Source organism: Bacillus sp. MM2020_4 (assembly GCF_011250555.1).
Lineage (GTDB): Bacteria > Bacillota > Bacilli > Bacillales > Cytobacillaceae > Neobacillus.
Genome location: NZ_JAANMZ010000083.1, coordinates 1 through 7,371 on the forward strand (window position 1 = coordinate 1; position 7,371 = coordinate 7,371).

The 7,371-nt window shown below is 36.1% G+C and carries 4 protein-coding genes; all 4 read left to right on the forward strand.

All coding sequences use genetic code 11. The annotated features are described in order from the left end of the window. The first annotated feature begins 460 nt into the window (after positions 1-460). Complete coding sequence (locus G6554_RS24915) at positions 461-2,473, forward strand: type I restriction-modification system subunit M (protein WP_166246788.1); 2,013 nt, start codon at positions 461-463, stop codon at positions 2,471-2,473. Next, the gene (locus G6554_RS24920) at positions 2,470-3,714 is read left to right on the forward strand and encodes a restriction endonuclease subunit S (RefSeq protein ID WP_166246789.1); all 1,245 of its coding nucleotides are present in this window, start codon (positions 2,470-2,472) and stop codon (positions 3,712-3,714) included. Before G6554_RS24915 ends, G6554_RS24920 begins: the two co-directional genes overlap by 4 nt. A 15-nt stretch (positions 3,715-3,729) precedes the next feature. Continuing rightward, positions 3,730-6,720: a type I restriction endonuclease subunit R gene (locus tag G6554_RS24925; protein WP_166246790.1), complete on the forward strand. Its 2,991-nt coding sequence runs from the start codon at positions 3,730-3,732 to the stop codon at positions 6,718-6,720. Positions 6,721-6,809: 89 nt separating this feature from the next. After that, positions 6,810-7,371 (forward strand): DUF262 domain-containing protein (locus G6554_RS24930; RefSeq protein ID WP_166246791.1); only part of this gene is annotated, 562 nt, incomplete at its 3' end.

Here is a 7,371-nt window from a genome sequence, read left to right on the forward strand (position 1 = left end):
CTATCAGGTTAATATTTAGTAAATGGGGAAGCTAGTGCAGGCTTCCCCTTTCTATCGGTCAGCAATTCCGTCAGAATATGGACAAATAAGTACGTCAATTTCTTGTCAAAACAGAGTGTCAGTAACATTATACGTTTAGTTACGATTGAATAAATATATGAGTTTTGCAAATGAAGTCACAAACATTTTAGTTACAGATTGGGATTTGGAGGGTTCCGATTTTATAGTTTGACTGAATTGAGACGATTTCACATTACTTTTTGTTGTTTGAACACTTATAATTGTAGATAATGTTATCTATTTTGACGAATCAGTAAGTATGGTGTCAAAAAATGATATAATCGATAAAATAAGATTAGCTATTACCAAGAGATTTGCAACTAAAAAAATTGTTTAAATGGGCTCAATCTACATAAATGAAAGTAGATTCGAAAAAAATTTATTAAATGAGGTATATAAGATGATTAACTTCCAAGATAAAGTAAGCTTCATTTGGTCAATCGCAGAGATTTTACGTGGACCATATAAACCAGAAGACTATGGTAAAATCGTTTTGCCATTAGCAGTATTACGTCGTTTTGACTGTGTATTAGAGAGCACAAAAGAGGAAGTATTAGCAAAGGCAGAGCAGTTTGCTGCAATGAATGAAGATGCTCGTGAGCCGATTTTAAATCGTGTTTCAAAGCAAAACTTCCATAACACAAGTAAATATGATTTCAACAAGCTATTAACAGATACAGATAACATCGCTGATAATTTACGTGACTATATAAATGGTTTCTCAAAAGTGGCTCGTGATATTATGGATCACTTTGACTTTGACCGCCAAATTGATAAGCTCGATCAAAATAACTTGTTGTACTTAACTATTAAACGCTTTAGTGAAATCGATTTACATCCAGAAACAGTGTCAAATATTGAGATGGGCTATGTATTTGAGGAATTAATCCGTCGTTTCAATGAAAATGCAGAAGCAGGGGATCACTATACGCCACGTGAAGTAATTCGCCTTATGACGCATTTATTATTCTTACATGACGATGCGAGCATTTTAACGAAGCCAGGCTTAACTCAAACATTGTATGACTGTGCAGCAGGTACGGGTGGTATGGGTTCTGTAGCACAAGAGTATTTACTAAGTCAAAACCCAACAGCACACTTAGAGTTCTTCGGTCAAGAAATTAACCCTGAATCATATGCGATTTGTAAAGCAGACTTACTTATTAAGGGGGAAGACGCACGTAACATTCGTTTAGGGAACACGTTATCAAACGACCAATTCCCACGTGATAAATTCGATTACTTAATTTCAAATCCGCCATACGGAGTGGACTGGAAATCGTATGAGAAGCCAATTAAAGAAGAACATGAGAAACAAGGTTTTGACGGTCGCTTTGGTCCAGGAACACCAAGAACGAGTGATGGACAGCTGCTATTCTTAATGCACTTACTGTCAAAAATGAAGCCAGTCACAGTAGAAAATCCACAAGGCTCTCGTTTTGCAATCATTATGAATGGTTCGCCGTTATTTACAGGTGATGCAGGCTCTGGTGAAAGCGAAATTCGTAAGTATGTGCTTGAAAACGACTTAGTAGAAGGCATCGTGGCACTGCCGAACGACCTTTTCTACAACACAGGTATTGCAACGTACATTTGGATTTTAACGAACAATAAAGCACCTCTTCATAAAGGGAAAGTACGTTTAGTCAATGCCGTAGACTTCTCGAAAAAAATGAAAAAGTCGATGGGTAGCAAGCGTAACGAAATTACAGAAGAGCAAATTAACGAAATCGTACGCTTATACGGCGATGCACAGCCAAATGAATATGTGAAAGTTTTTGATAATGAAGACTTTGGCTATGCCAAAATTACAGTAGAACGACCACTTCGTTTAAACTTCCAAGTCAACGAAGAGCGTCTTGCACGTGTCGTAGAGGAAAAAGGTTTTGGGAACTTAGCAACTTCGAAGAAAAAAGGCGATGCAGGCCACTTTGAAATCGAAGAAGGTAAAAAGCTGCAAACACAAATTTTATATGTTTTACGAACGTTAGCAAGTGATAAAGTATATAAAAATCGTGATGAGTTCATGAAAGAGGTAAAAGATGCTTTCAAGCAAGCTGATATTACAATCGGTGCACCAGTATTAAAGGCAATTTTAGCCGGTCTATCTGAAAAAGATGAAACAGCTGACGTATGTATGAAAAATAAAACAGACATCGAGCCGGATTCAGACTTACGTGATACTGAAAACGTGCCGTTAAAAGAAAGCATCCATGAATATTTTGCACGTGAAGTATTACCACATGTACCAGATGCATGGATCGATGAAACAAAAACAAAAATTGGCTATGAAATTCCATTCACTCGTCAGTTCTACAAGTATACAGCATTGCGCAACTCTGCAGAAATTATGAACGAGATTCGAGCATTGGAAGCCAAGATTGCGTTGCAGTTGAAGAAGGTGATGGAATGAGTAATACTAAAGAATCCCATGTGCAATGGTTAGGTGAGGTACCTAAAAATTGGAGAACACTAAAATTAAAATTTTTATGTGATATTAATACTGGAAGTAAAGATACTCAGGATAAACTACCTGGTGGAAAATATCCGTTTTTTGTTCGTTCACCACATGTTGAAAGTTTAGACGAGTTTACACACGATGAAGAAGCAATTATGACTGCTGGTGATGGAGTAGGGGTAGGAAAGGTATTCCATTATTATGAGGGGAAGTTTGCTGCACATCAAAGGGTATATGTGTTTACTAAATTTAAAAATACACTTGGTAAATATTTGTATTATTACTTAATGTCTAACTTGAAGTTTGAAGTGTTGATGGGTGGAGCTAAATCAACTGTAGATTCTATTCGAAGACCAATGCTTTCTGAATTTCCAGTAGTATTTCCAAACTTTGAGCTCCAAAAAAAAATAGTTAGATTCTTAGATAGAAAAATAAAACAGGTAAATGATTTAATCTTTTCGAAACAGAATTACATTGAATTGATAGAAGAACAACGCCAATCAATTATTACAGAAGCTGTTACAAAAGGTTTAAATCCGAATGTGAAAATGAAAGATTCAGGTGTTGAGTGGATTGGTAAAATTCCTGAGCATTGGGAGATAAAAAAGATTAAGCATATTACACAAGTAAAAAGAGGGGCTTCGCCTAGACCTATTGATGATCAAAAGTATTTTGATGACGATGGAGAATTTGCATGGGTACGAATAGCTGATGTTTCAAAAGCAGGAATGTATTTAAATGAAACATTACAAGTAATGTCGGAATTAGGTGCTTCATTAAGCATTAAACAATATCCAGGTGATTTATTTGTTAGTATTGCAGGTACTGTAGGAAAACCATGTATATCCAATATAAAATGTTGTATTCACGATGGTTTTGTCTATTTCCCAAATTATAAGTATAATAAGAAATTTTTATATTATATATTTGCATGTGGTCAGTCATATAGAGGTTTAGGGAAAATGGGGACTCAACTAAATTTAAATACCGACACAATTGGTGAGATAAAAATACCCTGGCCATCAGCAAAAGAACAAGAGGGTATTATAAGTAAACTTGAGAAAGATGTAAATAAAGTTGACAAATTAGTTGAATTGACGAACTATCAAATTGAAAAACTAAAAGAATACCGCCAAGCCCTAATCTATGAAGCGGTAACAGGCAAAATTAGTGTGCGTGATATGGAATTTGATTGAGTGAGGTGAGTTGTGATGTCAATGGATACTTCGGAAAAAGGTTTTGAAACGAATATTGAGGTAGCATTAATTGCGAATGGTTATAAAAAGCGTGTACTTGAAGGTGAGGCGAGTGTTTCTTTCAAGCAGCATGCCATCGACGTAGAAGAGCTATTTGCTTTTTTAGAGGATACGCAGGAAAAGCGAATGCGTACGTTAGAGAAATCGTATGGCCCTTCTTATAAAGAAGAAGTGTTAAAACGTATTAAAGATCAGTTGCATCGTCAAGGGTTAGTCGAATGTTTACGTAAAGGTATTAAAGACCGTGGTGTGACGTTACAGCTTGCGTATAATAAGCCACCTACGGATATGAATAAAACATTAAATGAGCAGTATGGGAAAAACCGTTTTAACGTTGCTCGCCAAGTGTATTACAGTGATAAGCATAATAATAGCTTAGATATGGTGCTATTTTTAAACGGTTTGCCGCTTGTTGTGATGGAGTTGAAAAATCCATTAACAAATCAAACAGTTGAACATGCGATGAAGCAGTTAAAGACGGACCGTAATCCACGTGAGCAGCTGTTTAAATTTAATGAGCGTGTTGCCGTTTACTTTGCCGTTGACCCAGATGAAGTATTTATGACGACAAAGCTTGATAACGGCAAAACATACTTCCTACCATTTAACAAAGGCAATAATGGTGGGAAAGGTAATCCGTTAACTTACGATGACAATTATCGTACGTATTATTTATGGGAAGAAATTTTAGCCCCAGATAGCTTGCTCGACATTTTATACCGCTTCATCTTTATTAAGAAGGACGACATTAAAGATTCAAACGGTGAAACGATTGGTGAGCGTCAAATGCTCATTTTCCCCCGTTTCCATCAGCTTGATGTTGTACGTAAGTTAGAAGCAGATGTTGCACAAAAGCATGTCGGTCATAATTATTTAATTCAGCACTCTGCGGGATCAGGCAAGACGAATTCGATTTCGTGGCTTGCACACCGTTTAGCGAAACTACATAACGAGGACAATGAATCAATTTTTAGTAGTGTGATCGTTATTACCGATCGCCGAGTGCTAGATAAGCAATTGCAAGATGCGGTGTATCAGCTAGAGCATAAAGCAGGGATGGTAGAGCCGATTGATAAAGATTCAGAGCAATTAGCACGTGCCATTAATAATGGGACACGTATTATTATCACGACGCTTCAAAAGTTCCCGTTCATTTTAGAAAAAGTAGCGGGCTTAGAGCGTAAAAAGTATGCGGTCATTATTGATGAGGCCCATTCATCACAAGGTGGTAAAGCTTCAACAGCATTAACGAATGTTTTATCGGATAAAACGTTGGAAGCAGCTTATGAGGAAGACCGTATTGCGGAAGAAAACTTAGATGATGTGGACGAAAAAATTGTTGAAGCAATCATGAAAAGTGGTAAGCAAGATAATGTATCTTTCTTTGCATTTACGGCGACACCAAAACCGAAGACATTAGAAAAATTTGGTACTGTTGGTTTAGATGGTAAGCCAATAGCATTCCATCAGTACACAATGCGACAAGCGATTGAAGAAGGTTTTATTATAGATGTACTTGAAAACTATACGACCTATAAAACGTTCTGGAAAATTGCAAAGACTGTAGACGATGATCCAGAGGTGTCACAAAAACAAGCAACGAAAAAGCTAGCACAATACGTGTCATTGCATCCACATAGTATTGCACAAAAAACAGAAATTATTATCGAGCATTACCGTAATTTCGTGCAGCGTAAAATTGGCGGTCGTGCAAAGGCAATGGTTGTAACAGCGAGCCGTTTACATGCAGTACGTTACAAAATGGCTTTCGATAAGTATATTAAAGATATGGGCTACCATGATTTAAAAACAGTGGTTGCTTTCTCAGGTACAGTTAAAGATGATGAGATTAATTATACCGAGTCAGAAATGAATCAGTTCTCTGAAAAAGAGTTACCTGAAAAATTTAACTCTGACGAATACAAAGTATTACTTGTAGCGGAGAAATATCAAACTGGATTTGATGAACCACTTTTGCACACAATGTATGTTGACAAGCCATTAAGCGGTATTAAGGCGGTTCAAACACTATCTCGATTAAATCGTACATGCCCTGGTAAAGACGATACATTCGTATTGGATTTTGTAAATGACCCAGAAGACATGAAAGCGTCTTTCCAGCCTTATTATGAATCGACAAGTCTATCAGAAATTACTGATCCGAATATCCTTTATGATATGCAGGCCGAGTTAGAGCCATATCAAGTGTGTACGGAAGAAGAAGTGCAGAGGGTAAATGAGCTTGAGGTAATAGGCGGTGTGAGGAAGTCTACGAAGGCTCAAGCCGAGTTAAATGCGGTTCTCGATAAAGGTGTGGAGCGTTTTAAAAAGCTTTCGGTAGAAGAACAATTCGCATTTAAACAAGTGGCAACGAAATTTTCACGTACGTATGGCTTTGTACTACAAGTTGTAACATTTATCGATTTAGATCTACACAAGCAATATATTTACCTGACGTACTTGTTACGTAAATTGCCACGTGGTCGAGGTGATAAGGACGTTTACTTGGCGGATGATGTAGCACTTGAATACTACCGCAATCAAAAAGTATTTGAAGGTAGCATTAAGCTTGAGAAAACGGGCGGTGTAGAACTTGATCCACAGAAACACGGAGCTGGGGGTGCACCTGAAGACGAAAAGGTACGATTATCGAGTATTTTAGATAAGTTAAATGAGCGTTTTGGCACGCAATTCACAGAAACAGATTTCCTTTCTCGTGAGCAAGTGAAAGAGGATATGTTAAACAGCGAGGATATCCGCCAAAAAGCAAAAAACAACACAAAAGAAAACTTCAAATTCGCTTTTGAAAAATCTTTTATGGATTTCGTTATTGACCGAATGAGCAGCAATCAAGAGTTCTTTATTAAGATTTTAGAAAACGACGAGTTTAAGACGTATATTATGGAAGATATGATGAACGAGGTTTATGTGGAAGTAAATAGATAGCGTATATTAAAATATAGGGACGAATTGTACATGTCCCTATATTCTTTAAAAAACTTGTCAGAATAGTATGTTTAAAAGGTGGGTTATAGATGGGTTTTAATACTGAAAATAGAACAATACTAGATATCTTTCAAAGGCAATCAAGATATGTTATACCTAGATATCAACGTGAATATGTTTGGAAACAAAGAAACTGGGATGAATTATTAAATGATATTACTTTTACACTAGGCTTTAAAAATGACAAAAATGAATGGACACACTTTTTAGGGACAATAGTTTTAAGTAGTAATGTAAAATTAAAATCTTCTGATTCAATTAGAGGTATTAAGGATTATGAAATTATCGACGGTCAACAAAGAATTACAACTTTATTTTTATTATTCACTGCAATTTGTAGTAGGTTATACAAGTTAAAGGATAATGACGAATCATTTCAAAGGGCAAAATATATAGAAAATACATTTATTAACTCGGTTACACCTCAGAATGAACTAATACCAATTTTGTTTAACAGTGAATATAAATCATTCATTTTAGAATTACTCCATGGTATGAAGCAGTCACAACATGAAAAGTTGTCAAATGAAAGTCCATATAAAGCAGCATATGAACATTTCTATTCTTATTTTTTAACAAAAAGCTTTAATG

Excerpts from the sequence above, each read along its gene's own strand:
- G6554_RS24920 (WP_166246789.1), top strand. The coding sequence starts at position 2,470 with ATGAGTAATACTAAAGAATCCCATGTGCAATGGTTAGGTGAGGTACCT.
- G6554_RS24925 (WP_166246790.1), top strand. The coding sequence starts at position 3,730 with ATGTCAATGGATACTTCGGAAAAAGGTTTTGAAACGAATATTGAGGTA.
- G6554_RS24915 (WP_166246788.1), top strand. The coding sequence starts at position 461 with ATGATTAACTTCCAAGATAAAGTAAGCTTCATTTGGTCAATCGCAGAG.